At 64.1% G+C, this 25,074-nt stretch carries 21 protein-coding genes and 1 tRNA gene; 5 read left to right on the top strand and 17 right to left on the bottom strand.

What is annotated here, in order from left to right:
- Nucleotides 1–28: 28 nt before the first annotated feature.
- Nucleotides 29–1,510: an exopolyphosphatase gene (locus BV908_RS06670; protein ID WP_011805581.1), complete on the top strand. Its 1,482-nt coding sequence runs from the start codon at nucleotides 29–31 to the stop codon at nucleotides 1,508–1,510.
- 65 nt (nucleotides 1,511–1,575) lie between these two features.
- Nucleotides 1,576–2,010 (top strand): hypothetical protein, encoded by a 435-nt coding sequence (locus BV908_RS06665; protein WP_011805582.1) that lies wholly within the window; start codon nucleotides 1,576–1,578, stop codon nucleotides 2,008–2,010.
- A gap of 51 nt (nucleotides 2,011–2,061) precedes the next feature.
- On the opposite strand, the gene BV908_RS06660 is transcribed toward BV908_RS06665, so the two are convergent.
- The 3 genes from BV908_RS06660 to BV908_RS06650 all read right to left on the bottom strand — a co-directional run bounded on the left by BV908_RS06660 (nucleotide 2,062) and on the right by BV908_RS06650 (nucleotide 5,646).
- Complete coding sequence (locus BV908_RS06660) at nucleotides 2,062–2,526, bottom strand: histidine phosphatase family protein (protein WP_011805583.1); 465 nt, start codon at nucleotides 2,524–2,526, stop codon at nucleotides 2,062–2,064.
- On the bottom strand, nucleotides 2,523–4,694 hold the full coding sequence (gene ppk1, locus BV908_RS06655) for a polyphosphate kinase 1 (RefSeq protein ID WP_103737597.1): 2,172 nt from the start codon (nucleotides 4,692–4,694) through the stop codon (nucleotides 2,523–2,525). The genes BV908_RS06660 and ppk1 overlap by 4 nt, the downstream gene beginning before the upstream one ends.
- A gap of 115 nt (nucleotides 4,695–4,809) precedes the next feature.
- Entirely contained in the window at nucleotides 4,810–5,646 is an 837-nt protein-coding gene (locus BV908_RS06650) for a GNAT family N-acyltransferase (RefSeq protein ID WP_015913068.1), read from the bottom strand.
- Between the two features lie 231 nt (nucleotides 5,647–5,877).
- Between BV908_RS06650 and BV908_RS06645 the strand changes: the two genes are divergently transcribed.
- The gene (locus BV908_RS06645) at nucleotides 5,878–8,100 is read left to right on the top strand and encodes an EAL domain-containing protein (RefSeq protein ID WP_103737596.1); all 2,223 of its coding nucleotides are present in this window, start codon (nucleotides 5,878–5,880) and stop codon (nucleotides 8,098–8,100) included.
- A gap of 67 nt (nucleotides 8,101–8,167) precedes the next feature.
- Here the strand turns inward: BV908_RS06645 and glmM are convergent, their stop codons facing one another.
- From glmM to BV908_RS06625, 4 genes are all read right to left on the bottom strand, one after another.
- Nucleotides 8,168–9,502, bottom strand: coding sequence for a phosphoglucosamine mutase (glmM, locus tag BV908_RS06640; RefSeq protein ID WP_011805587.1), 1,335 nt, complete (start codon nucleotides 9,500–9,502; stop codon nucleotides 8,168–8,170).
- Nucleotides 9,503–9,514: 12 nt separating this feature from the next.
- Complete coding sequence (folP, locus tag BV908_RS06635; protein WP_103737595.1) at nucleotides 9,515–10,366, bottom strand: dihydropteroate synthase; 852 nt, start codon at nucleotides 10,364–10,366, stop codon at nucleotides 9,515–9,517.
- Nucleotides 10,367–10,437: 71 nt separating this feature from the next.
- On the bottom strand, nucleotides 10,438–12,357 hold the full coding sequence (gene ftsH / locus BV908_RS06630) for an ATP-dependent zinc metalloprotease FtsH (RefSeq protein ID WP_011805589.1): 1,920 nt from the start codon (nucleotides 12,355–12,357) through the stop codon (nucleotides 10,438–10,440).
- Nucleotides 12,358–12,500: 143 nt separating this feature from the next.
- A complete protein-coding gene (locus BV908_RS06625) occupies nucleotides 12,501–13,163 on the bottom strand; it encodes an RlmE family RNA methyltransferase (protein ID WP_041836315.1) in 663 nt (220 codons plus the stop codon).
- A 77-nt stretch (nucleotides 13,164–13,240) separates the two neighbouring features.
- Between BV908_RS06625 and BV908_RS06620 the strand changes: the two genes are divergently transcribed.
- A complete protein-coding gene (locus BV908_RS06620) occupies nucleotides 13,241–13,714 on the top strand; it encodes a YhbY family RNA-binding protein (RefSeq protein WP_011805591.1) in 474 nt (157 codons plus the stop codon).
- Nucleotides 13,715–13,725: 11 nt separating this feature from the next.
- Complete coding sequence (locus tag BV908_RS06615) at nucleotides 13,726–14,487, top strand: glycosyltransferase (protein ID WP_103737594.1); 762 nt, start codon at nucleotides 13,726–13,728, stop codon at nucleotides 14,485–14,487.
- Between the two features lie 57 nt (nucleotides 14,488–14,544).
- Here the strand turns inward: BV908_RS06615 and BV908_RS06610 are convergent, their stop codons facing one another.
- The 10 genes from BV908_RS06610 to pheT form a co-directional block, all read right to left on the bottom strand.
- Entirely contained in the window at nucleotides 14,545–15,426 is an 882-nt protein-coding gene (locus BV908_RS06610) for a Kdo hydroxylase family protein (RefSeq protein WP_103737593.1), read from the bottom strand.
- 6 nt (nucleotides 15,427–15,432) lie between these two features.
- Nucleotides 15,433–15,846, bottom strand: coding sequence for a DUF4149 domain-containing protein (locus BV908_RS06605; protein ID WP_103737592.1), 414 nt, complete (start codon nucleotides 15,844–15,846; stop codon nucleotides 15,433–15,435).
- A gap of 11 nt (nucleotides 15,847–15,857) precedes the next feature.
- Nucleotides 15,858–16,334, bottom strand: coding sequence for a transcription elongation factor GreA (gene greA / locus BV908_RS06600; RefSeq protein ID WP_011805595.1), 477 nt, complete (start codon nucleotides 16,332–16,334; stop codon nucleotides 15,858–15,860).
- A 127-nt stretch (nucleotides 16,335–16,461) separates the two neighbouring features.
- Nucleotides 16,462–19,713: a carbamoyl-phosphate synthase large subunit gene (gene carB / locus BV908_RS06595; protein ID WP_103737591.1), complete on the bottom strand. Its 3,252-nt coding sequence runs from the start codon at nucleotides 19,711–19,713 to the stop codon at nucleotides 16,462–16,464.
- Nucleotides 19,714–19,723: 10 nt separating this feature from the next.
- Nucleotides 19,724–20,125, bottom strand: coding sequence for a hypothetical protein (locus tag BV908_RS06590; RefSeq protein ID WP_011805597.1), 402 nt, complete (start codon nucleotides 20,123–20,125; stop codon nucleotides 19,724–19,726).
- Between the two features lie 21 nt (nucleotides 20,126–20,146).
- Nucleotides 20,147–21,319 (bottom strand): glutamine-hydrolyzing carbamoyl-phosphate synthase small subunit, encoded by a 1,173-nt coding sequence (gene carA, locus BV908_RS06585; protein ID WP_011805598.1) that lies wholly within the window; start codon nucleotides 21,317–21,319, stop codon nucleotides 20,147–20,149.
- 238 nt (nucleotides 21,320–21,557) lie between these two features.
- A tRNA-Pro gene (locus BV908_RS06580) sits at nucleotides 21,558–21,634 on the bottom strand.
- Nucleotides 21,635–21,661: 27 nt separating this feature from the next.
- Nucleotides 21,662–22,090, bottom strand: coding sequence for a MerR family transcriptional regulator (locus tag BV908_RS06575; protein ID WP_103737590.1), 429 nt, complete (start codon nucleotides 22,088–22,090; stop codon nucleotides 21,662–21,664).
- A gap of 100 nt (nucleotides 22,091–22,190) precedes the next feature.
- Nucleotides 22,191–22,541 carry an integration host factor subunit alpha gene (locus BV908_RS06570; RefSeq protein WP_103737589.1) on the bottom strand — a complete coding sequence of 117 codons (351 nt, stop codon included), beginning with the start codon at nucleotides 22,539–22,541 and terminating at the stop codon, nucleotides 22,191–22,193.
- A complete protein-coding gene (gene pheT, locus BV908_RS06565; RefSeq protein ID WP_103737588.1) occupies nucleotides 22,538–24,982 on the bottom strand; it encodes a phenylalanine--tRNA ligase subunit beta in 2,445 nt (814 codons plus the stop codon). Before pheT ends, BV908_RS06570 begins: the two co-directional genes overlap by 4 nt.
- Nucleotides 24,983–25,074 lie beyond the last annotated feature (92 nt).

Genomic DNA, 25,074 nt, shown 5'->3' with positions numbered 1-25,074 from the left:
GGAAAACCTGCGCACAGCGTGCATCCCCATGCAAGATGGAATACTGCTGGCAGCCGTGGATCTGGGCTCCAATAGCTTTCGCCTGGAAATCGGCCGCCTCGAACACGGGCAGATCCGCCGTGTCGAATACCTGAAAGAAACCGTTCGCCAGGGCGGCGGCCTCGATGAGGACCGCAACCTCACGCAGGACGCCATGCAGCGTGGCTGGGATTGCCTTGCCCGGTTTGCAGAGCGGCTTGCGGGTTTTCCAGCCGCTCATGTCCGTGCGGTGGCGACGCAAACCTTGCGCGAGGCACGCAACCGGGAAGAATTCATTACCCGAGGAAGCCGGATTCTGGGCTTTCCCATCGACGTCGTATCCGGGCCTGAAGAGGCGCGGCTCATCTACCAGGGCGTGGCAAGACTGCTGCCGCAATCCGACGAAAAGCGCCTGGTCGTGGACATCGGCGGTCGCTCGACGGAATTGATTCTGGGGCAGCAGTTCACGCCAGGTACCGTGGCGTCCTACCGCGTGGGCAGCGTGGCTTGGTCTGCCCGCTACTTCGCTGACGGTTCCTTCACGCGCCACGCTTTCGAAGCCGCTGAGATCGCCGCCAAGGCCGTGCTGGACGAGGCGATGGACAGTTACCGGCGCCAGACGTGGGATGTGGCCTATGGCTCATCAGGCACCGTCGGGGCCGTTGGCTCCATCCTTGCTGCCGCTGGCGGTGAGGAGGGTGTGATCCGCCGGGAGGGCCTCGACTGGCTGCAGGACCAGTTGATGCGTGCGCGCCATGTAGACCGCCTGCGACTGGACGGCCTCAAGGACGACCGCAAGGCGGTGATTGGAGGGGGCGTCAGCATCGTGCGTGCGATCTTTGATCTGCTGGATATCGAACGCATGACCGTGGCGCAAGGCGCCCTGCGCCAAGGTGCCCTCTACGATCTTCTGGACCGCGACCAGCCCGAAACGGATTTGCGCTCAGCTACCGTGCGCTCGCTCATGCACCGTTTTACGGTGGACCACGCCCATGCCGAGCGCGTTGCCGAACTGGCCTGCCGCCTGTTCCGCGAGGCTTCCCCGCAAGGCAGCGAACGTGCCGCCCGCAAGCTCGGCTGGGCCGCCTGCCTGCACGAGATCGGGTGCCGCATTTCACACAGCGACTACCACCATCACGGCGCCTACATCCTGGACCATACGGATGCAGCCGGCTTTGCCTTGCCCGAACTGCACCATCTGGGGCTCCTGGTGCTGGGCCACCGGGGGAAGGTGCGCAAGCTGGAAGCCGCGAATCTCGCCGATCCGGTCTTTGCCTTGCAGCTCATGTGCCTACGCGCAGCAGTGGCCCTGTGCCACGCGCGGCGCCCTCCAGACGTAGAAGGTATCCATCTGCAGGTGGAAGGCCGCCGCTGTACCGTGCAGTCGCGCACCGGCTGGGCAGCGGCCTATCCGCAGTCTGCACACCTGCTGCGGGAAGAATCCGATGCCTGGCAAAAAACGCCATGGGAATTCGTGACCGAGCTTTCTTGATGTGATGGCGCCGCAACATAAAACGATATAAACTGTTTATATCGTTTTTCAATCAGGCAAGGTATATGGCACGAACTCCCGCTACCGACACAGCGGCCCCGGCCGCGCAGGCCCCTGCTCCAGCTCCGGCAAAAGATCTGGCAACAGAAGCGCCAGCGGCTTCGCCGAAGAGGTCGCCGGCAAAGCCTTCCAAGGCACACGTAAAAGCGCCCCTCAAGGCGGCCACCAAGGCAGCACCATCTGTGGCCGACAAAGAAAAAGACATGAAGGCCAAGAAGCCCAAGCTGGTGCGCGATAGCTTCACCATCCCGAAGGACGAGTACGCTGTCATCGAAACGCTGAAGGAACGCACGGCCCGCTTGTCGACGCCTGCCAAGAAGAGCGAGTTACTGCGGGCCGGCCTCAAGTTATTGTCGCAACTGGACGATGCCACCCTGCAAAAGGCAATGCAGTCCATACCCGCCATCAAGACCGGGCGCCCTAAGTCGGACAAGAAATAGTCTGCTTTGCAGGGCTGGTTTGAAGATCGCCTGCCCTGTCCTGCGCTCCAGCTACAGGAATTCGGGCGATTGCACCGCAAGCAGGATGGTCTCGCTGGCATCCTGTCGTTGCCGATGGCGCAGCCACCACACGGCTCCCTTGCGGATGGAACATTCATCGGCACGCAAGCCCAAGAGCCGTGCCACCGTTTGCCCCAGCATCGGCTGATGGCCCACTACCAGCACTGCCCCCCGCGAACGCGGCCACTGGGCCAGTTCCAGTAGCTCATCCGGTTGTCCGCCCGGCAACAGTTCTGCACGCAGCTTGTATTTGCGGCCCAGTGCTTTTGCGGTCTGCTCAGTGCGCCGTGCGGGGCTGGCAAGCACGCGCAATCCGTCGGGCAGTTGGCGATCGAGCCACACCGCCATGCGCGCCGCCTGTTTTTCGCCACGCTGCGTCAGCGGCCGGTCCAGGTCGTCTTCGTTCTCACCGGCATTTTCCGCCTCGGCATGGCGCCAAAGTATGAGATCCGTCATGCGCTTTCTTTCCGGGGCATGGGCGCAGCTACGGGGGCGTAGCGCGCCATCAGGGCATTTTGGGCTCCCGCGCCATCCAGCACATGCGGCGCGCGGGAATAACTGCCATCGCTCTCCAGGCTCCACGCATCACGGTTGTCGTGCAGGTAGGCCACAAGGCATTCGTCAATGATGCGCTGGCGCAGCTTCTTGTCCGTCACCGGCCACGCCAGCTCCACGCGGCGCAGCATGTTGCGGTTCATCCAATCGGCGCTGGACAGGTAAAGGTCTTCCCGCGTACCGCTGCGGAAGTAAAACACGCGCGTGTGCTCCAGGAAGCGACCGATGACGGAACGCACCCGGATGTTCTCCGTGGCGCCCGCCACCTGTGCGGGGAGGATGCATGCGCCGCGCACGATGAGGTCAACGCTTGCGCCACGCTGGCCCGCGCGGATGAGCGCCTGCACCAATGCCTCATCGGTCAGCGCGTTCATCTTGGCGACGATGCGGCCGCCCTCGCCGCGCTCAGCCGCCAACCCTGCCTGCTCTATTTGCTCCAACAGGAACGGGTGCAGGTCGAAGGGCGCCATGACCAACTGCTTCAACGGTGGCAGCCGGTTCTGATTGGCCAGATGGTCAAAGACGAGATCCATGTCCGCCGTCAGGTCCGGATCCGCCGTCAGATAGCTTAGATCGGTGTAGAGCCGGGCCGTGCGTGGGTTGTAATTGCCAGTGGACAGGTGCCCGTAGCGCCGCAGGCGCCCTCCTTCGCGGCGCGTCACCAAGAGCATCTTGGCATGGGTCTTCAAGCCCACGACGCCATACACCACCTGCGCGCCGATGGACTCCAGCGCTTCGGCCCAGTTGATGTTGACCTCCTCGTCAAAGCGTGCCTTCAGTTCCACGACTGCCGTCACTTCCTTGCCGCGACGCACCGCCTCACGCAGGAGCTCCATGAGTTCCGAATCCGAGCCCGTGCGATAGATGGTCTGCTTGATGGCCAGCACCTGCGGATCGTTGACCGCTTCGCGCAGGAATGCCAGCACTCCGTCAAAACTCTCGAAAGGCTGGTGGATGAGCAGGTCTCTGCGGCGCAGCTCCGCCATGATGGAGCTGGAGCGCGGCAATTGCACTGGCCATGCCGGGCGCCACGGAGGGAACAGCAAGGCTGGCACATTAATCAGTTCCACCATCTGCACCAACCGCACCAGGTTGACAGGGCCATGCACCCGGTACAGCGCCGCGGCAGGCAGAGCGAACTGGGATTGCAGGAATTCGGCCAGGAATCGCGAGCAACCGGAAGACACCTCCAGGCGCACCGCTTGACCGAAGTGCCGCTGCTGCAGTCCCTGCCGCAGGGCGGTGCGCAGGTTGCGCACGTCTTCCTCATCCACAGCGAGGTCCGAGTGACGGGTGACGCGGAACTGCGAAAATTCGTACACCTCGCGGCCCGGAAACAGGTCCACCAGGTGCGTGCGGATGATGCTGGAGAGGCTGACGAACTGCATGCCCGTGGGCGCCACATGTGCGGGCAGGCGCATGATGCGCGGCAATACGCGCGGCACCTTGACAATGGCGATCTCGTTTTCACGCCCGAAGGCATCGCTGCCGCGCAGGCGCACGATGAAGTTCAGGGATTTGTTCGCCACTTGGGGAAATGGGTGCGCCGGATCCAACCCCACCGGAATGAGCAGCGGGCGCACATCGCGCTGGAAATACTCACGCACCCACCGCCGCTGCGCCGCCGTGCGCTCGCCATGCGAGACCATGCGTATGCCCTGCGCGGCAAACGCGGGAATCAGCGAATGGTTGTACAGGGCGTATTGCCGCTCGACCAGATCGTGGGCTTTGCGTGCCAGCGCCTCAAACGAATGCAGGCTGTAGCCTTGCTTGGCTTCACCACTGTCCGCCGCGGCAAGATGGGCAGCGGCACGTACTTCGAAGAACTCGTCAAGGTTGGAAGAAACGATGCACAGGTAGCGCAGCCGCTCCAGCAGCGGCACGTCTTCCCGCATAGCCCAGTCCAGCACCCGTTCATTGAAAGCAAGAATGCTGTGGTCACGGTCCAGCAACGGCACGCCACCCACGGGAACCGGCAGAGCGGCGGCGGCCCCCTTCTTTTCCACACCGGCATCCGGTTCCTCATCAATCTGGCGAGAGACAGCGGACGGAGTCACGGAAGAGGACATGGGAGCACAAAGAAGAAGAAGTGACTGCCAGTATTCGCCATGCCAATGACAAATTCATGACATTGACTTGTTTTTGTCATGCGTTGCTCGGGATACCTTTCCGAAGGCGTACTCGTCAATGTCCCAGGAAGTGCTTCCGGTAGCGAGGGGGCAGATCCACCAGGCGCATCAGCATGGGCAGGTCGGCCGTGTTGAAATCCGGGTCCCAGGCAGGCGCTCCCAGAATCTTGGCACCCAGGCGCAAATAGCCCTTGATCAACGCTGGCGGCTCCACATCCATGCTGCTGTCCAGGTGCTCGACAGGCAGCGGCAAGCGGGGCAAGACATGGTATTCGATGGGCGCGAGATGCGTCTGGCGCAATTGGTGCCAGATGCTGGCGGCCACGTCGCCCGTGACAATGCCGCCGTGCAGCATCGGGATGCTGGCGCAGCCGATCATCGTGTCCAGCCGGTTGCGGGCCATGAAGTCCGCCAGTGCGCCCCACAGCGCAAGAATGACGCCGCCATGGCGATGGTCGGGGTGAACGCAACTGCGGCCCAGTTCCACCATGCGCTCACGCAAGCCGCGCAGGCGTGTCAGGTCGAACTCGGTATCGCTATACGTGCTGCCCACGCGCTGGGCCTGCGCAGGCGTCAAGACCCGGTAGGTGCCGATCACTTGCCGCGACTGCGTGTCGCGCACCAGCAGATGCTCACAGTAGTCGTCAAAGAGGTCCACATCATGGCCGGGCAGCGCGGTCTGCAGACGTGCGCCCATTTCCGAAGCGAAGACATCGAATCTCAACCGCTGCGCTTCACGGACTTCATCGAGATGCCGCGCCCAGGCCACCTCCACACCGCCGTGCGGCGCTGCACCGTGGCCCACACCTTCCGTGCTGCGTGGGCGGTGAAGTGACCCCCTGGGAAGGGTCACGGGGCTCAAGGGCATGGTGGGGTTCGGCAAGTCGCTCATTGGCACTCCTGATGTCGCAAGGACCACGCGTGCCTGCCCGAAGATGCCGGAGCACCGCATTCCTTGGACATGACTGTGCATACGGCCCGTGACGGCGCGGTGTCGCCTTCGTGGCGACTTTGTGTCATGGGACTAACCCTGCCAAAAAGAGATGGCCGAAAACGCCCCGCCGCGAATACAATTTGCTACAAATCAGGATTTCCAACGTCACCATCTTCGGACTGCTGGTCCATGTCGCATCCGTCCACCGCCCTGGCGCAGGACCCAGGGCAGGTTTCTCCCGGGGCGATGCAGCGCGTCCTGCGCGAACAGCAGACCTTGCTGGACAGCGCGGGTGTCGGGATCGTGTTCATTCGCAACCGCGCTTTGGTGCGGTGCAACCAGCGCTGCGCCGAGATCTTCGGGCTACCCTCGCCCGAAGACGCGATTGGCCGAAGCAGCGAAGCCCTGCACCCAAGCCGGGGAGCGTTCCGCGAACTCGGCCGCGCCGCTTATCCGACCCTCGCGCGCGGTCAGGCGTATCGCACGGAGCGCCAGCTGAAACGCTGCGACGGCCAACTGTTCTGGGCGCACCTCACCGGGCGATTGATCAACCCGCGGGACAGCCGCGAAGGGTCCATCTGGATCATCGACGACATCGACGAGCAAAAGCGTGCTCAGGCGCAGTTGCAGGCGGCCTTGTGGGAAAAGCAGGTGCTGTTCGACAGTGCCATGGTGGGCATCGTCTTCCTGCAAGAGCGGCGCATGACACGGTGCAACCGCCATTTCGAGCAGATCCTGGGGTACGGCCCGGGCGAACTGGCAGGGTCCTCGTCGCGGCGGTGGTATTTGAGCGACGAAGACTGGCACGAAGCCGGGGTGCGCTGCTATGCGCCGCTGGTGCAGGGACAGGCCTTCGAAGGCCAGATGGTCTTGCGCACCCGCGATGGGCGCGCTATTGAATGTGAGGTACGCAGCAAGGCCGTCGATCCGTCGAATGTCGCGCAGGGCTCCATCTGGATCGTGATGGATGTGAGCGAGCGATTGCGCATTCAGAGGCAGCTCGCGGGCATGCATGGCGCACTGGAGCAGCAAGTGCGCGACCGCACGCGCGAGTTGCAGGAGACAGTGGGCAACCTGCACCGCGAGATCCAGGACCGTCAACGCGACCAGGAACGCATCTACTGGATGGCGCACTACGACGCGCTCACCGAACTGCCCAACCGCGTCCTTCTGGCCGAGCGCGGTCAGGACGCGATCCGCCAGGCGCAAGAGTCCGGTGCGCCCCTGGCCGTGATGTTCCTGGACTTGGACAACTTCAAGCACGTGAACGACTCGCTGGGCCATCGCATCGGCGATGCACTGTTGGTGGAAATCGCACAGCGCCTGCGCACCACGGTGCGGCAAAGGGACACCGTGGCGCGTCTAGGGGGTGACGAGTTCGTGCTCCTGCTACCCGGCGCCAACGCGCAAGGCGCCGCGCGGGTGGCGGCCAAGATGCAGGAAGCAGCCCTGCAGCCGGTGCACATCCAGCACCATGAATTGTCGCTGGCCCTGTCCATGGGGATTGCGCTCTTTCCTGAGCATGGGAGCGATTTCGAGACCCTGATCCAGTCGGCCGATACCGCGATGTACCGCGCCAAGGCGGACGGACGCAACAGCTTCCGGTTCTTCACGCCCACGATGCAGGCGCAGTCGGCCCGAGCGCTGCAATTGACCAACGCGCTGCGGCGGGCTCTGGAGCGCAACCAGTTGTCGCTGCATTACCAACCCCAGGTGTCCATCGCGACGGGCCGGGTCTGCGGCGTGGAGGCGCTGCTGCGCTGGCATCACCCAGAACTGGGCGCGGTATCGCCGGCAGAATTCATTCCGGTGGCAGAAGACACTGGGCAAATCCTGCCCATTGGCGAGTGGGTGCTGCGCACGGCGCTGGCGCAGTTGCGCACCTGGCATAGCCAGGGACTTCCGGCCCTGACGATGGCAGTGAATCTGTCCGCCGTGCAGTTCCGCCAGCCGCAGTTGCTGGAGCTGGTGGACCGGCTTCTCGCCGAGTACGGAGTGCAGCCCCACCTGCTGGAGCTGGAGCTGACCGAGAACGTGGCCGTCGCGGACCCCCACGCCGCGATCGCGACGATGGACCAGCTCCACGCCAAAGGCGTGCGCCTGTCGATGGATGACTTTGGTACCGGCTATTCGTCGCTGAGCCATCTCAAGCGATTCCAGATCTACCGGCTGAAGATCGACCAGTCCTTCGTGCGCGACCTGGACCATGACGGCAACGACCGCGCCATCGTCAGCGCCATCATCCGCATGGCGCAGGCGCTGGGCATGCGCACCACGGCCGAGGGGGTAGAAACCGCCCATCAGCTGACGTTCCTGCGCGAACAGGGCTGTGATGAAGCCCAGGGTTTCTATTTCAGCCGGCCCCTGGGGGCCCCGCATCTGCAGCAGTATCTGCTGCAGCGCCCAGCCTGAATGAACAGTCAAAAGTGCCTGTAGCGCCCGTCTATCAAGCGCAAGCAGCTACAGTAACAATAGCAAATCAGCCCGCACGCGCCGCGTCTGCCATGCGTTGTGCGCAGCGGTTCGCCTGCTCGGCCTCACGTGCCTCCACCATCACGCGCAACAGTGGCTCCGTGCCGCTGGCGCGTACCAGCACGCGGCCATGGGCGCCCAATTCGGCCTCTGCGTCGCGGATGGCATCCGCGAGCACAGGGTTGGTTTTCCAGTCCTGGCCCGGGTTCAAGCGCACATTGAGCAACACCTGGGGAAACAACGGCACGTCCGCGAGCAGCTGTGCCAGCGTTTTGCCGCTGCGCACGCACGCCTGCAACACCTGCAACGCGCTGATCAGGCCATCGCCCGTGGTGTGCCGGTCCAGCGCGAGCAGGTGGCCCGAGCCCTCCCCGCCCAACAGCCAATGCTGGCGCTGGAGCTCTTCCAGCACATAGCGGTCCCCCACCTTGGCGCGCATGAATTTCACGCCGCGCCGCTGCAGGGCCTCTTCCACGGCCATGTTGGTCATCAAGGTGCCGACTACGCCGGGCACATGCTCGTCGCGCGCCAGCCGGGCGGCGACCATCACGTAGAGCAGTTCGTCACCGTTGAAAAGCCGCCCCGCCGCATCCACCATTTGCACGCGGTCCGCGTCGCCGTCCAGCGCAATGCCGTAGTCAGCATGGTTGGCACGCACGGCTCGCACCAGCGCGTCCGGATGCGTGGCGCCCACCTGATGGTTGATGTTGAGCCCATCGGGCGCGCACCCGATCGCCATGACCTCGGCCCCCAGTTCATGGAACACCTTGGGCGCGATGTGATAAGCCGCGCCATGTGCGGCATCCACGACGATCTTCAGGCCCCGCAGGGTGAGGTCGTTGGCAAAAGTGCTCTTGCAGAATTCGATGTAACGGCCGGCGGCGTCATCCAGCCGTCGCGTCTTGCCCAGCGATGCGGAATCGGCCCACACGGGCGGTTGCTCCAGGGCGGCTTCCACCTCTTCTTCCCATGCGTCGGGCAGCTTGGTGCCTTGCGCACTGAAGAACTTGATGCCGTTGTCGGGGTATGGATTGTGGCTGGCGCTGATGACCACGCCCAGGCTCGCACGCTGGGCACGCGTGAGGTAGGCCACGCCCGGCGTGGGCAGCGGCCCCAGCAGCACGACATCCACACCCGCCGAGTTGAAGCCCGATTCCAGCGCGCTTTCCAGCATGTAGCCGGAGATGCGCGTGTCCTTGCCGATGAGCACCGTGGGACGCTCCTGCGTGCGGCGCAGCACACGCCCTACCGCATGTGCCAAGCGCAGCGCGAAGTCGGGGGTGATGGGCGACTGCCCCACCGTGCCGCGGATGCCATCGGTGCCGAAATACTTGCGGGTCATGAAATTCCTTGATTACTGGGAAATGGCGGCGCCGGTGTCCTGCTGCCGCATCGCGCTCCACACCGCCAGCGCCGCCACGGTCTCGCGTACGTCATGCACACGCACCACCCGCGCACCGCGCTCCACGGCAAGCACGGCCGCGGCAACGCTTGGTGCCATGCGTTCGTGCACAGGCAGGCCAGTGACGGAACCGATGGACGATTTGCGCGACCAGCCGGCCAGCAACGGGTAGCCCAAGGCCAGGAGCTCGGGCTGGCGGGCCAGCAGGGCGAAATTTTGCTCGACTGTCTTGCCGAACCCAATGCCATAGTCGAGTACGATGCGGGCCTTTTCCACGCCCAGCGCTTGCAGTTCCTGCGCTGAGCGCTCCAAAAAATAGAGCACTGACGGCACCACATCTTCCTCCATGGGCGTGGCCTGCATGGTCTGCGGGTCCCGGTGCATATGCATCAGGCACACGCCGCAGCGCGGATGGGCGGCGACGATCCCGGCCGCCCCTGGCTGGCGCAACGCCCAGATGTCGTTGACGATGTCCGCCCCCAGGTCCAGCACCGCCTGCATGACCTGGGGCTTGTAGGTGTCGACCGAGACTGGCACCCCCAGGCGCACCGCCTCCGCCACCAGCGGCACGACGCGCGCCAGCTCTTGCTCCAGCGGCACCGCCGGGCTACCCGGGCGCGTGGATTCGCCGCCGATGTCCAGGATATCCGCGCCATCCTTGATCAGCTGCTCGCAGTGCCGCAACGCTCCCCGCGTATCAACATGCCGGCCGCCGTCTGAGAAGGAATCTGGGGTGACGTTGACGATCCCCATGACCTGGGGACGCGTGAGGTCCACGTCGAAACGTGTGGTTTGCCAGCGCATGCGTGAGTGAGTGAGAGCCATGAAATACAGAAAACGGGGCGCGAGGCCCCGTTCTTCATGCCAAACCGCTGTCAGGCGGCGGAGGGCGCCGGGTCCGGCTTGACGGCCGGAGTGCCGCCGCTGGAACCATCACCACCCGAAGGAGGGGTGCGCGGCGTCCAGTCCTTGGGCGGGCGAGGCGCCCGGCCGGCCATGATGTCGTCCAGCTGTTCGGCATCGATGGTTTCCCACTCCAGCATGGCCTTCGCCATGGCGTGCATCTTGTCCTGGTTCTCTTCGATCAGGCGGCGTGCCAATCCGTACTGCTCGTCGATGATGCGACGCACCTCAGCATCCACCTTCTGCATGGTTTCTTCGGAGATATTGGTGGTCTTGGTCACCGAACGGCCCAGGAACACTTCGCCTTCGTTCTCCGCGTACACCATGGGCCCCAGGGCCTCGCTCATGCCGTAGCGCATCACCATGTCGCGCGCGATGGACGTGGCGCGTTCGAAGTCATTGCTGGCTCCCGTGGTCATCTGGTTCATGAACACTTCTTCGGCAATGCGCCCGCCGAACAGCATGGCGATCTGGTTCAGCATGTACTCCTTGTCGTAGGAGTAGCGGTCCTTCTCGGGCAGGCTCATGGTCACGCCCAGCGCGCGGCCGCGCGGAATGATGGTGACCTTATGTACCGGGTCGCACTTCGGCAACAACTTGCCGATCAGCGCATGGCCTGCTTCGTGGTAGGCCGTGTTGCGGCGCTCTTCCTCGGGCATGACCATGGTCTTGCGCTCGGGGCCCATGATGATCTTGTCCTTGGCCTTCTCGAAGTCCTGCATCTCCACGGTGCGCGCATTGCGCCGTGCAGCCATCAACGCTGCTTCGTTGCACAGGTTGGCCAAGTCTGCGCCGGACATGCCGGGCGTTCCGCGCGCAATGATGGCGGGGTTCACGTCCTGCCCCACCGGGATCTTGCGCATGTGCACGCCCAGGATCTGCTCGCGGCCGCGAATGTCGGGCAGCGTCACATACACCTGGCGGTCGAAACGGCCGGGGCGCAGCAAGGCGGCGTCCAGGATGTCGGGACGGTTGGTCGCAGCCACGACGATCACGCCCAGGTTGGTCTCGAAGCCATCCATCTCGACCAGCATCTGATTCAGCGTCTGCTCGCGCTCGTCATTGCCACCGCCCAGGCCAGCGCCACGCTGGCGGCCCACGGCATCGATCTCATCGATGAAGATGATGCAGGGGGCGTTCTTCTTGGCGTTCTCGAACATGTCGCGCACGCGGGCCGCGCCCACGCCAACGAACATTTCCACGAAGTCGGAGCCCGAGATGCTGAAGAACGGCACCTTGGCTTCGCCAGCAATGGACTTGGCCAACAGCGTCTTGCCGGTGCCCGGAGGGCCGACCAGCAACAGGCCACGCGGGATGCGGCCACCGAGCTTCTGGAATTTCTGCGGGTCTTTCAGGAAGTCGACCACTTCCTTCACCTCTTCCTTGGCCTCGTCGCAGCCCGCCACGTCCGCGAAGGTGACGGTGTTGTTGTTTTCGTCCAGCATGCGCGCCTTCGATTTTCCGAAGCTGAAGGCACCACCCTTGCCGCCGCCCTGCATCTGGCGCATGAAGTACACCCACACGCCGATCAGCAGCAGCATGGGGCCCCAGCTGACCAGCAGGGTCATGAGCAGCGAGCCTTCTTCGCGCGGCTTGACGTCGAACTTGACGTTGTTGTTGATCAGGTCGCCCACGAGGCCGCGGTCGAGGTAGGTGGCCGTGGTGCGGATGCGGCGGTCATCATTGGTGACCGCCACGATCTCGGTGCCGCCCTGCCCTTCCTGGATGGTCGCGCTCTTGATGCGGTTGCTGCGCACCTCTTCCAGGAATTCCGAATAGCCGATGGTTCCGGCGCCCGCGCCCGCTCGGGTGTCAAATTGTTTGAACACCGTAAAGAGCACCATGGCAATGACCAGCCAGACGGCGACTTTTGAAAACCACTGATTATTCAAGCGGAACTCCAGATTCAGAAGTGGGAGGCCGGCCACGACACTGTCATGGAAACGTCCTAACGCAATTGGGGTTCATTTTAGGCGTTTCAACCCGCCAGCACCGCCCATTAACCCCGGCACAGGCCATGGTCAAGGCGCTGCGGTCAACCTTGACGCTTGAGCCCCATGCCCACCAGAAAGGTCTCCGATGATTTGTCGCGCGAGGCCTTGGGCTTCATCGGCTTGACCACGCGAAAGGTGTCCTTGAAGAGTTGCACCAGCTGGGAGTAACCGCTGCCGTGGAACAGCTTCACAACCAGTGCCCCCTCAGGCTTCAGATGGTGCACGGCAAAGTCCACCGCCAGCTCGATCAGGTGCGCGATACGCACGGCATCCACCGACTCCACGCCCGACAGATTGGGCGCCATATCCGACACCACCACATCCACGGGCCGCGCTTGCACGGCCTCCTGCAAGCCTGCCAGCACCTCTTCCTCCCGAAAATCCCCCTGTAAAAAGGTGACGCCTTCAATCGGCTCCATCGGCAGGATGTCCAGCGCGATGATGACGCCGTTGAGTTGCCCCACGGCAGCCCCGTCCGGCGACAACCGCCGGCGCACATACTGGCTCCAGGCCCCCGGAGACGACCCAAGATCCACCACCACATGGCCGGGCTTGATCAGCCCGAGCTGTTCGTCGATCTCTTTGAGCTTGTAGGCGGCGCGTGCGCGGTAGCCCTCCTTCTGGGCGAGCTTGACGTAGGTGTCGTTGACATGGTCGTGAAGCCATGCCTTGTTCACCTTCTTGCTTTTGGTCTGGGCTTTCATGGATAGATCGGTGCGCCGCCCCGGATCGGGGGACAGCAGTATGCCGGCCATTGCCGGAGCGTTGAGATAATACGGGTATGCCTCAAATTCAACTGACTCCCGCCGAGCGCCGGGAACACCGCGCCAATGCCCACCATCTGGACCCCGTGGTCCTGATCGGTGGCGACGGACTTACGGCCGCCGTTCAAAAGGAGATCGATGCCGCACTCAAGGCCCATGGCCTCATCAAGGTGCGCGTCTTCAACGACGACCGCGCCGCACGCGAGGAGATGTATCAGCAACTGGCCGATGCGCTGAACGCCGCACCCATCCAGCATATCGGCAAGCTGCTGGTGCTGTGGCGGCCCATTCCTGCGAAAGAGAAAGCCATCGACGAAGACCGCATGCCCGGTCCCCGCGATGTGAAGGTACTCAAGTTCAGCAAGCGCGGCGGCCAGCGCCCCGAGGTCAAGCAACTGCGTGTGCTGGGTAACCAGCGTCTGACGCCTGGCGGGCAGATCAAGCGTGCCAAGCCCAAGCAGAAGTCGGTGAAAAAACGCCAGGCCGATTGACCCTAGATCCCATGAACGCACCGCAGCAGCACCAGCGCCACATCCTTTGCATGAAGTGGGGCACGAAATATGGCCCCGAGTACGTCAACCGTCTTTACGCCATGGTGCGCCGCCACCTGAGTGGCGAGTTCAACTTCGTCTGCCTCACGGACGACGATGCAGGCATACGCCCCGAGGTGCAGTGCCTGCCCATCCCGCCGCTGAATCTGCAGCTGGCCCCCGGCCAGCGGGACGGCGCCTGGAAGAAGCTCACGACCTTCGAGGCCGACCTGCACGGCCTGCGCGGCACAGCGCTGTTCCTCGACCTCGACGTGGTGATCGTGGGCGGGCTGGATCCCTTCTTCGAGCAGCCGGGTGAATTTCTCATCATCCACGACTACCCCCGTTTCTGGCGCTTTGGCCAGCGGATCACGGGCAACTCCTCGGTCTACCGCTTTGAACTGGGCGCGCATGCCGATGTGCTGGCGTACTTTCGCACGCACATGGACGAGGTGCAGGCCAGCTATCGCAACGAGCAGGCCTTTCTGTCACGCTTCCTGCATGCCCAGGGCAAGCTGTCGTACTGGCCTGAAGGCTGGTGCCCGAGCTTCAAGTACGACGGCATTCCCGCGTGGCCGAGCAACTACTGGCGCGAGCCCTTCGTGCCCGAAGGCGCACGCATCATGATCTTCCACGGCGAATGCAATCCGCCGGATGCGCTGGAGGGACGGCGCAACAAGCGCTTTCACCACATCCAGCCCGCACGCTGGGTGGCGCGCCACTGGCGCGAATGACGAGGTCACCCCGCCATGAAGCGGGGCGGACAGGAACCGTCAGCGCCAAGGCGCCGGTTAGGCCGTCGGAACGCCGTGCAACGGCCGGCCCGTCAATCGCGTGAGGATCGCCAAGGGGCTCGCTTCCCGGTCATACGCATGCGACGCGGGCAGGTGCAATGTCTGCTCCAGCATGTATTGGCCGGACATGACCGCATGCGTGGCTTGGTCCGAAAAGCACATCCATACCGAACCCGCCGGAAACGGCACCGTTTCCTGCGGACTGGTGCGCTGGTACTCCAGGTCGCCCTTCATGCCGTCGTGCAGTTGCAGCATCAGGTGGTCGTACTCGCTGCGAAAGGACTTGGTCACACGCAGCGCCTGCAGCACCTTGGCCTGCCACGCCGAATACGGCTTGGCGCGTGGCAGGAACTTACGCGCCATGGCTTCGAAGGGCTCACCCACGCGCCACACACGGGGCGCCCCGTCGGGGTTGACGTTGGCAAACACGCGCAAGATGCGTTCGCCATAGTTGGGGCGCGAGGGAAACGCATCCACGTGCAGCCGCCGGTCGTCGGCCCGCCAGGATTGCTGGCGGCTTTCCACCTGCATCGGCCGGTAGCTGGTGGGGGCCAGTCGCAGCGCAGAGGTGTAATGCGGCAGCAGTGCCTCGATCAAGCCCAGCGCCTGCGCCCGAAAGCGCGTGATCATGGCCGTCAACTGCGCCTGGGTGGCGGCGTCGCCCACCGCGCCCTTCAGGCTGCCGTCGACATTCAGGCTGATGTTGCGCGCACCAGGGTCGCGGATGTCGGGCCGCAGCAGGGCGCGCTCGTCAGGCTGCACCTCGAAGGCGAGATTGGGAAAGAACAGCACCTTGCCGCCCTCCAGCGCAGCGCGCCAGACGTCGGTCCCCGGTACCGACCAATCACGGGATTCGATGCGTACGACCTGGGATTCCATGCTCGCTCACCCTCCTTGCCTGGCAGTTTTCCACAACGTAATACCCGCGCAGAGCCATTGCACCAGATACATGGCACTGCCCACGCTGTGCCACAGCCGCAGGTTCTGGCGCGCCACGATGCGCGGCGCCACGCCATATTGCACCAGCAAGGCCAGCAGCAGGCCGAGGATCACAAAAACCATAGCTGCTCGCGCCCACTGCTCCTCGGTTTCCGCGTGTTTTCTTTTGGAAAGCACCAACAGACAAGCGCAACACGCTATCGAAATATAAGTCTGCGCCTCGAACAAACGGGCTGCTATCTGCCCCGCCATACTCGGCGTGGGCAGGTAGACGAACAGCATCGGCACGGCCACGAAGCCCATGGCCGTGAGGCTACCCCACCACAGGGCCGCAGCCAGCACGGGCAGGCGTTCGCGCATGGCGTGCACCCTCAGATGTAGCTGACGGCCACCACTTCGTAGCGCCGCACGCCCCCAGGCGCCTGCACCTCGGCCGTGTCGCCCTCTTCCTTGCCGATGAGCGCGCGCGCGATCGGGCTGGAAACATTGATCAGGCCGTGCTTCAAGTCGGCTTCGTCCTCGCCCACGATCTGGTACTTCACGGCGTCGCCCGTGTCCTCGTCCTCCAGCTCCACCGTGGCACCGAAGACCACGCGACCGCCGGCGTCCAGCGCCGAGGGGTCGATGATCTGGGCCGCCGACAGCTTGCCTTCGATCTCCATGATGCGGCCTTCGATGAAGCCCTGGCGGTCCTTGGCGGCTTCGTACTCGGCGTTCTCGCTCAGATCGCCCTGCGCGCGCGCCTCCGCAATGGCGCTGATTACGGCGGGCCGCTCGACGGTCTTGAGGCGGTGCAGTTCCTCCTTGAGTTTCTCTGCGCCGCGCTTGGTGATGGGAATGGTGGCCATGGGTCAGTCTCCAGATTCCAGATGCAAAAAGCAAACCGCCGCGCGTTGCCGCGCGGCGGTCTCACAAATCAAGGGCGATTATGCCGCGTTTGCCGCGGCGGTCATCCCCTAAAACCCGGTGCCGCGCTCAGGCTGCAGCCGCCAAGCGGGCGTGCAGTTCCTGCACCGAATACACGTCCAGATTGTCGAGGTGCTTCATGCCTTCCACGGCCGCCTCGGCGCCGAAAATGGTCGTGAAGGTGGTCACGCGCGCCAGCAGCGAGCTGGTGCGGATCGCGCGCGAATCGGCAATCGCGTTGCGGCGCTCCTCCACTGTGTTGATGACCATGGCGATCTCGTCGTTCTTGATCATGTCCACGATGTGCGGGCGGCCTTCGGTCACCTTGTTGACCACCTGCACCGGCACGCCGGCGGCCTCGATGGCCGCGGCCGTTCCCTTGGTAGCCAGCAGCTCGAAGCCCATGGCCGCCAGGTCGCGGGCAATCGCCACCGCGCGCTGCTTGTCGGCGTTCTTCACGGTGAGGAACACCTTGCCCGAGCGCGGCAGGCGCGTACCCGCACCCAGTTGGCTCTTGACGAAGGCCTCGCCAAAGGTCTTGCCCACGCCCATGACTTCGCCGGTGGACTTCATCTCGGGGCCCAGAATGGTGTCCACGCCCGGGAACTTGACGAAGGGGAACACGGCCTCCTTCACGCTGAAGTACGGCGGCGTGACCTCCTTGGTGATGCCCTGGCTGGCCAGGGTCTGGCCGGCCATGCAGCGCGCCGCCACCTTGGCCAACTGGATGCCCGTGGCCTTGCTGACGAACGGCACCGTGCGCGAGGCGCGCGGGTTCACTTCCAGCACGTAGATCACATCACCGTCGTCAGTTTCCTGAATTGCGAACTGCACGTTCATCAGGCCCACCACATTCAGGCCATGGGCCATGGCCGTGGTCTGGCGCTTGATCTCGGCCACCGTCTCGGCCTTCAGGTAGTACGGCGGCAGCGAACAGGCGGAGTCGCCCGAGTGCACGCCAGCCTGTTCGATGTGCTCCATCACGCCGCCGATGAACACGGCACCGGAGGCATCGCGCACACAATCCACATCGCATTCGATGGCATTGGAGAGGAAGCGATCCAGCAGCACGGGCGAATCGTTGCTTACCTTGACGGCTTCGCGCATGTAGCGTTCCAGGTCGCGCTGCTCATGCACGATCTCCATGGCACGGCCGCCCAGCACGTAGCTGGGGCGCACCACCAGCGGGTAGCCCAGGGCAGCGGCCTTCTCCAGCGCCTCGGGTTCGGTACGCGCGGTGGCGTTGGGCGGCTGGCGCAGGCCCAGGTCGCCCAGCAGCTTCTGGAAACGCTCGCGGTCCTCGGCGGCGTCGATCATGTCGGGGGTGGTGCCAATGATGGGCACGCCAGCGGCCTCCAGGCCTAGCGCCAGCTTCAGTGGCGTCTGGCCGCCGTACTGCACGATCACGCCCTCGGGCTTTTCCTTGTCCACGATCTCCAGCACGTCTTCCAGCGTCAGCGGTTCGAAGTACAGGCGATCCGACGTGTCATAGTCGGTCGAGACAGTCTCGGGGTTGCAGTTGACCATGATGGTCTCGTACCCGTCCTCACGCATGGCGAGGGCGGCATGCACGCAGCAGTAGTCGAACTCGATGCCCTGGCCGATGCGGTTGGGGCCGCCACCCAGCACCATGATCTTCTTCTGGTTGGTGGGCTCGGCTTCGCATTCGTCCTCATAGGTCGAATACATGTAGGCGGTATTGGTGGCGAATTCGGCGGCGCAGGTATCCACGCGCTTGTACACCGGGCGCACATTCAGCGCATGGCGCGCTTCACGTACAGCCTTCTCGTTGGTTTTGAGCAGCTTGGCCAGGCGGCGGTCGGAGAAGCCCTTCTTCTTGAGCGCGCGCAACGTGTCCGCATCCAGCGAGGCCAGCGCGCCATCGCCCTTCTCGGCCGTGAGTTGGTCCAGGTCGAGTTCGATCTTCACGATCTCCTCGATCTGCACGAGGAACCACTTGTCGATCTTGGTGAGGTCATGCACCTCGTCCACCGACAGGCCCATGGCGAACGCGTCGCCCACGTACCAGATGCGCTCAGGTCCCGGCTCGCCCAGTTCCTTCTCGAGCAGTTCGCGGTCCTGGGTCTTCTCATTCATGCCATCCACACCCACCTCCAGGCCGCGCAACGCCTTCTGGAAGGACTCCTGGAAAGTGCGGCCCATGGCCATCACCTCGCCTACGGACTTCATCTGCGTGGTCAGGCGGCTGTCGGCCGCTGGGAATTTCTCGAACGCAAAACGCGGGATCTTGGTGACGACGTAGTCGATGGAGGGCTCGAACGACGCGGGGGTGGCGCCGCCGGTGATCTCGTTCTTCAGTTCATCGAGCGTATAGCCCACGGCCAGCTTGGCAGCGACCTTGGCGATCGGGAAGCCCGTGGCCTTGGAGGCCAGCGCCGACGAGCGCGACACGCGTGGGTTCATCTCGATCACGATCATGCGGCCGTCCTTCGGGTTCACCGAGAACTGCACGTTGGAGCCGCCCGTGTCGACACCGATCTCGCGCAGCACTGCCAGGCTGGCGTTGCGCATGATCTGGTATTCCTTGTCGGTCAGCGTCTGCGCCGGGGCCACGGTGATGGAGTCGCCCGTGTGCACGCCCATCGGGTCCAGGTTCTCGATCGAGCACACGATGATGCAGTTGTCCGCCTTGTCGCGCACGACCTCCATCTCGTACTCCTTCCAGCCGAGCAGCGACTCTTCGATCAGCAGCTCGTTGGTCGGCGAGGCTTCCAGGCCGCGCTTGCAGATGGTTTCGAATTCTTCCGGGTTGTAGGCGATCCCGCCGCCCGTGCCGCCCAGCGTGAAGCTGGGACGGATGACGGTGGGGAAGCCCACGTTCTTCTGCACGGCCCAGGCCTCGTCCATGCTGTGGGCGATGCCGGAGCGCGCCGACCCAAGGCCGATGCGGGTCATCGCATCCTTGAACTTCAGGCGGTCTTCGGCCTTGTCGATGGCCTCGGGCGTCGCGCCGATCAGTTCGACCTTGTACTTGTGCAGCACGCCGTTGCGCCACAGGTCCAGCGCGCAGTTCAGCGCGGTCTGGCCACCCATGGTGGGCAGGATGGCGTCGGGGCGCTCCTTGGCGATGATCTTCTCGACCGTCTGCCAGGTGATGGGCTCGATGTAGGTGACGTCGGCGGTGGCCGGGTCGGTCATGATCGTCGCGGGGTTGCTGTTGATCAGGATGACCTTGTAGCCCTCCTCGCGCAGCGCCTTGCAGGCCTGCACGCCCGAGTAGTCGAACTCGCAGGCCTGGCCGATGATGATCGGGCCGGCGCCGATGATGAGAATGCTTTTGATGTCTGTGCGTTTTGGCATGGTATGTCTGTCAATCGGTCGCTGGGGCTGAGGCTGGGGCGGCAGACACCGCTGCGGGGCGCCGCGTATTCAGCCTGTCCAGCAGCGCCTGGGCCCGCTCGGCGGGGAGGTTCTTTTGCATCAGCTGCAGCAGGCCGTCGCCCTGAACCAGGGGTCGCAACACTTCGGCTTCTGCCTCGTAGAACGTCACGTCCCACTCCTGCATGGCCTCTGCGAAGGTCGCATCGTCCCAGGTCTTGCCCTTGGCGATCAGCGTGACCAGGGGCATGGCCTTGTTCTCGACGAAAGACTTCTTGTAGGGCTTTTGCTGCCAGCGTTCGGTGAACCACTCGCGGTGCATTGGAGGCAATGTCAGCACGCGCTTGTGAATGGCTTTCTCAAGCGCTGCAGCCGGGAAGCTGAAGAGTTTCATGGCGCCGGTTTCCTTTTGGGCTTACTGGGCCTTGGCGGCCTGCATCAGAGTGGTGAAGCGGTCGAACAGGTAGGCAATGTCGTGCGGACCGGGTGACGCCTCGGGGTGCCCCTGGAAGCAGAAGGCCGGCTTGTCCTTGTGTTCCAGGCCCTGCAGCGTGCCGTCGAACAGGCTGATGTGCGTGGCGCGCAAGGTGGCCGGCAGCGATGCCATGTCCACCGCGAAACCGTGGTTCTGGCTGGTGATGCTTACCCGGCCGCTGTCCAAGTCCTTCACAGGGTGGTTTGCGCCATGGTGGCTGTTGTCCATCTTGAAAGTCCTGGCGCCACTGGCCAGCGCCATGATCTGGTGGCCCAGGCAGATGCCGAAGGTAGGTACGCCGCTGTCGATGATCTGCTTGACTGCCGTGATCGCGTAGTCGCAGGCCGCCGGGTCGCCCGGGCCGTTGGACAGGAACACGCCATCGGGATTCATGGCCAGCACCTCTGCCGCCGGGGTCTGCGCGGGCACCACGGTGAGCCTGCAGCCGCGTTCGGCCAGCATGCGCAGGATGTTCAGCTTCACGCCATAGTCATAGGCCACGACGTGAAAGCGCGGGGCCGTCTGCGTGCCGTAGCCTTCGCCCAGCTTCCACTCAGTCTGGTCCCAGGCGTACGCGGCACGCGTGGTCACGACCTTGGCCAGATCCAGCCCGTTCATGTTGGGCGCCGCCTTCGCCGCGGCCACGGCTTCGTCGATGCGCGCCTGGGTCACGGCCTCGCCAGCCGCCAAGCCGACGATGGCGCCATTTTGCGCGCCCTGGGTGCGCAGCAGGCGGGTCAGTTTACGGGTGTCGATGTTGGCGATGGCCACCGTCTTGGCACGCACGAGGTACTCGGGCAGCGTCTCGGTCATGCGGAAGTTGCTGGCCAGCAGCGGCAGGTCCTTGATGATGAGGCCTGCGGCGTGGACTTTTTCAGCCTCGATATCCTCTGCGTTGACGCCGTAGTTGCCGATGTGCGGATACGTCAGGGTGACGATCTGCTGACAGTAGCTGGGGTCCGTGAGAATTTCCTGGTAGCCGGTGATGGCGGTATTGAAGACCACTTCGCCGACCGTGGTGCCGGCGGCACCGATCGAGTTACCGATAAAGACCGTGCCGTCTGCGAGCGCCAGGATGGCGGGCGGGAAGGTTCCCTTGAGAGACAAAAGCACTGGGTTCTCCGATGGTTTACGGGTCGCCCGGGAGCCGCAGGAACGGCGATGTTCCTGAAGGCTACTGCTTGTTGAAAATTGCTTTGGATGCGGCCGGGCGACTTGTTTGCGGGAAAGCCTCTCATTGTAGCGCGAGAGACGCATGCCCACTGCGCACAGGACATTGGTCCCGCCAAGGATCCAAACGGGCCAAAGAAGAAAGGGACCACCGTTAAAACGGTGGTCCCTTTGGCATAAATGGTCGGCGTGGCGGGATTCGAACTCGCGACCCCTTGCACCCCATGCAAGTGCGCTACCAGGCTGCGCTACACGCCGACAAGACTTGAATTCTATACCGAAAAATCAGGCCGTAAGAAGAAGTGCGCGAATTTCTTCCAATTCTTTTCGCAGGGTCGCCGTGTTCAAAGGAACCGCCTGCGCGACGCTCATCCCCTCGTTCGCACCCTGTGCGGGTACAGCCGCTTCCAGGCCATCCGCATGCGGCGCACCACCATCGCGCAGCGCCTTGTCCGCATGGGCCAGCTCCTGCAGCCGGTTGCGCGCACCGCTGATGGTGAAGCCTTGGTCATACAGCAGGTCGCGAATGCGGCGGATCATCAGCACCTCATGGTGCTGGTAATAGCGCCGGTTGCCGCGCCGCTTCATGGGGCGCAACTGCGTGAATTCCTGTTCCCAGTAGCGCAGGACATGGGGTTTGACGCCACAGAGCTCCGCCACTTCACCAATCGTGAAATAGCGTTTGGCCGGAATGGGTGGCAGCAAGGTGCTCATGGGAATGGCGCAAAAAACGGGCAGGACTGTGGAGCGTACTGCAGCCCCTTACCGGCGGCCAGGATCTCTGGGCCAAAAACACCGGTTCGGGTCAACTACTTCAAGCTTTGTCCTGCCCCTGGATCTGTTCCTTGAGTTTGGTGCTGGCATGAAAGGTCACCACGCGTCGCGCCTTGATGGGGATGGCTTCCCCAGTGCGCGGGTTACGCCCCGGACGCGGCGCCTTGGTGCGGATCTGGAAGTTGCCAAACCCTGACAGCTTCACGTCCTGGCCGTCGACCAGGCTTTGCACGATCAGGTCGAAGAAGGCGTCCACCATGTCCTTGGACTCGCGCTTGTTCAGGCCGATGTGCTCGAACAGCAGATCCGCCAGCTGCGCTTTGGTCAGCGCAGGCGATTCCAGGCTTTCCACGGCGAACTCCACCGGTCCTGGCTCCATCCCCCGAGTCATCGCAACCTCGCTCCTGTGTGGGTACCCAGCGCCTGCAGCACCGATTGCACTGCGGCTTCGATCTCAGCGTCCGTCAACGCGGCGGCGTCGCTGCCCAGCGTCAGGCGAATGGCCAGGCTCTTCTCGCCCTGCGCCAGAGCACCCGCCGGCACGGCCTCGCCCGCACGCTGCGGCTGGGGCCGGAAAACATCGAACAGCACTGCGGAGCGCAGCAGATCGCCCGCCAGCGCACCGCCAATGGCACGCATCACCTCATCGTGCGAGACCCGCTCGGCCACAACCACGGCAATGTCCCGCTCCACCAACTGGCGCTTGGCCACGGGGCGAAAGCCCGGCACCTTGCGCTGCAGCACGGCGTCCAGCTCCAGTTCAAACATCATCGGCGCAGCCGGCAGGTCCCAGGACTGGCGCCATTGCGGATGCAATTCGCCCACAAAGCCGATGGGCTGGCCCTCCAGCAGCACGCGCGCGCAGCGGCCCGGGTGCAGTGCCGGATGCGCTGCTGGCTCGAACGTGGGGCGCAGCGGCGCGAGCAGCGCTTCCACATCACCCTTGGCATCGTAGAAGTCCACCGCCTTGTCCTTGCGGCCCCACTGCAGCGCATCGGCCGCACCATAGGCCAGGCCCGCGACCCGCATCGGCTGCGCGAAGCCTTCCACCGTGCGGTCGGTGTTCTGCACGCTCGCATCACGCAGGAACACCCGCCCCAGCTCGAACACGCGCACGCGGCCGGCCTTGCGGTCCAGGTTGAACTTGAGCACCTGCAGCAAAGAGCCCAGCAGCGACGAGCGCATGACGCTCAGGTGGCTGGCGATAGGGTTGAGCAGCTTGATCGGAGCGGCGTTGCCGGCCAGTTCCTTTTCCCAATGCTCTTCGACAAAGCTGAAGTTGATGGTCTCCTGGTAGCCCAATGCCGCCAGTTCACGGCGCACCGCGAAGCTGCTGCGGCGCGATTCTGCGCACAGCTTGGGCGTGATCGGCGCCAGCGGCGGGGTGGTGGGCAGGTTGTTGTAGCCCACCACGCGCGCCACTTCCTCGATCAGGTCTTCCTCCAGGCGCAGGTCGAAGCGGAACGACGGTGGCGTGACCGTCACGGCACCCTCTTCCTCCTGCAGCGGCAGGCCCAGGCGCCTCAGCGCATCCACGCACTGCGCCTGCGTGAGCGGCATGCCGATCACCTTGGCCGCACGCGCGATGCGCATGCGCACCGGTGTTTGCGCGGGCATGTTGACGCGCTGATCATCAATGGGAGCGCATGCCGTCTCTGGCGTACCGCAAATGTCGACGATCAGCTGCGTGATGCGCTCGATGTGCTCCACGGTCAGCTCGGGATCCACGCCGCGCTCGAAGCGATGGCCGGCGTCGGTGGAGAAGTTGTAGCGGCGCGAGCGGCCGGCTACGGCCTCTGGCCACCAGAAGGCCGCCTCGACGTAGATGTTGCGCGTGTCATCCGACACAGCCGTGGCGTCACCACCCATGATGCCGGCAAGCGACTCCACCTCGCGCTCGTCGGCGATCACACCCACCTTCTCATCGACGGTGACGGTGTTGCCGTTGAGCAGCTTGAGTTGTTCGCCGGCCTTGCCCCAGCGCACTTCCAGGCCGCCATGGATCTTGTCCAGATCGAAGATGTGCGACGGGCGGCCGAACTCGAACATCACGTAGTTGGAGATGTCCACCAGCGGCGAGACACTGCGCTGGCCGCAGCGCGCCAGGCGGTCCACCATCCACTGCGGTGTGGCGGCCTGGGTATTGACGTTGCGCACGACGCGGCCGGAGAAGCGCCCGCACAGGTCAGGCGCGCTCACGCGCACGGGCAAGCGGTCATCGATCGCGGTGGCCATGGTGGGGAACTGCGGCGCCTTCAGCGGCGCGCCCGTCAGCGCGGACACCTCGCGCGCGATGCCGTAGACACTCAGGCAATGCGCCAGGTTGGGTGTGAGCTTGAGCGTGAACAGCGTGTCGTCCAGGTTCAGGTACTGGCGGATGTTCTGGCCCAGCGGCGCGTCGGCCGGCAGTTCCAGCAGGCCGCCATGGTCCTCCGACAGTTTCAGCTCGCGCGCCGAGCACAGCATGCCAAAGCTCTCCACACCGCGCAGCTTGCCCACCTTGATGAGGAACGGCTTGCCATCCTCGCCGGGCGGCAGCTCCGCGCCCACCATGGCGCACGGCACCTTGATGCCCACGCGGGCATTGGGCGCGCCACAGACGATGGTCAGCGGCTCGCCCTGCCCCACATCCACCTGGCACACGCGCAGGCGGTCGGCATTGGGGTGCTGCTGGGCATCCTTGATCTCGCCGACGACGATCTTCGTGAACGGCGGCGCCACGGGCTGCAGCTCTTCGACCTCCAGCCCTGCCATCGTCAGGGTATCGGCCAGTTCTTGGGTGGTGAGCGGAGGGTTGCAGAACTCGCGCAACCAGGATTCGGGGAATTGCATAGTCAGACTTCTTTGGCGTGCTCTTGAAAAGAGAGCTGCTAGCGCTTGCTACCTATTGTTTTCCATATGAAAACATATTGAAGAGTAGGCTT

This window comes from Diaphorobacter sp. LR2014-1, assembly GCF_002916785.1.
Lineage (GTDB): Bacteria > Pseudomonadota > Gammaproteobacteria > Burkholderiales > Burkholderiaceae_C > Diaphorobacter > Diaphorobacter nitroreducens.
This window is presented reverse-complemented; position numbering and strand designations above follow the sequence as displayed.